General features: G+C 45.2%; 3 protein-coding genes. 1 reads left to right on the top strand and 2 read right to left on the bottom strand.

From position 1 onward, the window contains the following. On the top strand, positions 1-190 hold a 190-nt coding region (locus tag CLV41_RS28045; RefSeq protein ID WP_208987753.1), incomplete at its 5' end, for a hypothetical protein. Between the two features lie 101 nt (positions 191-291). Here the strand turns inward: CLV41_RS28045 and CLV41_RS27695 are convergent. Then, positions 292-936 carry a hypothetical protein gene (locus CLV41_RS27695; protein ID WP_146048663.1) on the bottom strand — a complete coding sequence of 215 codons (645 nt, stop codon included), beginning with the start codon at positions 934-936 and terminating at the stop codon, positions 292-294. 25 nt (positions 937-961) lie between these two features. Then, positions 962-2,554 carry a DUF4403 family protein gene (locus CLV41_RS27360; RefSeq protein WP_103225662.1) on the bottom strand — a complete coding sequence of 531 codons (1,593 nt, stop codon included), beginning with the start codon at positions 2,552-2,554 and terminating at the stop codon, positions 962-964. Positions 2,555-2,754 lie beyond the last annotated feature (200 nt).

Here is a 2,754-nt window from a genome sequence, read left to right as displayed (position 1 = left end):
ACCTCGCAGCCACAACCCAGAACCTCCGCAAACTCGCAAAACTCATCCCGGCCCCGCAAACCGGCTGCCCTGCATGAAAAAGGACCGGATTGCTCGAACTCAGCGCCCCGGTCAAAACCGCAAAACCATCGAGTTTTTCAACGGAATAGGCCCTGAGCGGACGCTACTACTCTGCGCAGAGAACGACTGACCCGAACCCTTTTGACCCATGCACCACCACGTTTTAATGTCGGTTTATGCTTCAACAAACGAGTGCTTCCACAATTGCCATCATGGCTTCTGTAATTATGACTATCTAATCAGTGTATTTCCAGCGTGAATTAATCTAACTATTGTCCAAATTGTCATTATCAATAATGCCGCAGGCTCAAGCATTGGAAAGAATGTAGTAGATGAGGCATTGCAACCAGCTTCTCCGGCAAGTCGGTATCCATCTTGAGTGAGTGCGTTTACTGTCCATCCTTCTGGTAACATCCAGAGTTGCTGCCAACTATTACCAATCGGCGCCCAGATACCATCTGCTTGACGCGTGCAAAGAACCCCTTCTGTATGCAAAATGCGCCAAGAATGCCCAAGAACCCAAACTGGAATAACAACTGCAAGCAGCAACCCTATATATTGAAATGTTTTTCCGATACCCAATTTTGGGTCCAAATCAAGAACTCGTAAAGGAAAGCGCGAAAGCCATGTATCACCTAGAATTTTGGCATGAAGCGACGTAAGTCCCGCGGAAAATCCAAGAAGGACCGAGAGCATAAAGATCCCCCATAGAGCAACGATACTGTCGGGAGTGTCTTCCTGAAACTTGATGCCCAACAAAGATTTAATGCTTAGGGAGAAATGCGCACCCTGAATTTCCCCTATTATGCTCACCGCGAATACCAACTGAATAAGGGCAATTGACAACCAGATTTTTCGAACTGAATTTGGCTTCATTTTTGCTCTTGTCTAATCCTAAGGTCTAGAGACCTACATCAATGCTTACAGTTCCACCGGCTGTTGCCGACATCGACAATCCATTTTCTAATACAGAAATTTGTTCCATATCCGCAGCCGTTAGGGTTCCCGTAATCCTAATTCCATCCTCGAGTTGCACGTTCATGGCTTCATTGGCTGTAGATATTCCTTGCTGTAAATCACCACTGTAGTTATACTTAGCTGCGTCTGAGATAAATTTCCGCAATATAGGAAGTCGGGAGATGTCGACTAGCGCATCGACAAGGTTGTTGTTGGTGTCGCTGTCCACTTCTAAACCATCGACAAATACGACGTCCTTCTCCGCATCAATCCTTGGAACTGCTGCAAAGGTAATTTTGCCCGTCGTATCGAACCAATCGAAAATATCGATCCATCGGACGAAGTTGGATCGATTGTCATAATCTACATCAATTGTCAGGCTGAGTTTGCCATCCTGTAACCGTCCTGCTTTGAGATTGTTGATCAAGAGGGTTCCATTCAGTTTTTCATCATCCAGTTCGGTACTGAAACCATCAGGAAATTGAGATTTTGCTGTTCGCTCAATTTCATCAAAAGTTACAAATGTTGGAACACTGAAGCTGAATACTCCGTCGCTCTGAGGAATTTTTTGTAATGGTTGAAGGGGAACTGGCTCTATATCCGGCTTGTCACCAATAACAACCTCCGTGGAACCCGCGATACTTACTTGGGCATTCATAATGTTATTCTCGATTGAAATGCCAGAGAAGCCAACGGAGCGTGGTCGAAAAATAAGATAGGTGGCAGGGGATTTTGAGATCTGTATTGGTGCTTGGATATTGACCCAAGCCTCTTCAACCTTGGAACGTATTTTGAGGTCACTCAGCATCTGCGGGACAGTTGCAGCGAATTCGTTCATCTTCTCCCGCAGTTTAGGTTCAACTTTGCTTCCTATCGTGATTTTGATGATCCCAAAAAGTTTCAAAGTTGGTCGCTGGTCCCACCTCATATCCGGTGTCACCACCGCTGAAACATTCCATTCTGGAGTGATGTCAGGGGTAATTGTCGCAAAAATTGTGGCCTTGGCGTCTGCTGTTTCACTAATCCCCGCCGCTTTTGCGCTAACGCTGGAGGCAATTGGAACCGAAATTTGAAGAGTTTGGCCGCTTCCAGACAGTCCAACATTACCGTTTCGATTGACCCATCCATTCACATCACAGTGGATGTCAGGTGTTGTTTTTATTTTAATCCAAGTGTCTTTGCAGTAAATCTTTATGCCTTTCATGCTGCATTTTGGAATGCCCTTTGTTTTTAACCATTTAGCTGGAACACAAAGTCGACCGGGTTCATTAATCTCGGCAAGTCGTTGTGGCAATTCTGCATTTATTTTGTTTTCAACAGCTTTCAAATTGATGCGAATTGGCACAGAGATATTCGAAGTCTTTTCTTCAGAATATCCGGCGGAATTCGTTATGAATATCGAGCTCAACAATATAAATAAAAATTTTTGCATCATACCCTCCACAACATAAATAACGAACATGAAATAGGATGCTGGCGAAACAAATTGCAACCTGAAGATATATCCATCGCCTACAGACGTCAAACTTGCAGTCATTCACATACAAGTTCCGAAGGTCTCTAAGGTCCGCACAGTTGTCGGTCGTGCTAACCGCAGTGAACGATCGCCTTCCGCCCATCCTAGAGAGAGTTGGCTCGGTTTGTCTGAACAGTTTCGGGCGTTTCGCTAAGTGGATTTTCGCCTCGATTAAGCCGCCACCATCATCGGCGTCAGAGCGTTGAAGTAAGCCTGATCCG

It is taken from the genome of Roseibium marinum, assembly GCF_002906165.1.
Taxonomy (GTDB): domain Bacteria; phylum Pseudomonadota; class Alphaproteobacteria; order Rhizobiales; family Stappiaceae; genus Roseibium; species Roseibium marinum.
This window is presented reverse-complemented; position numbering and strand designations above follow the sequence as displayed.

What these genes read in the sequence shown, in the direction of transcription:
- CLV41_RS27360 (WP_103225662.1), bottom strand. Translation starts at nt 2,554, where the DNA reads ATGACTGCAAGTTTGACGTCTGTAGGCGATGGATATATCTTCAGGTTG.
- CLV41_RS27695 (WP_146048663.1), bottom strand. Translation starts at nt 936, where the DNA reads ATGAAGCCAAATTCAGTTCGAAAAATCTGGTTGTCAATTGCCCTTATT.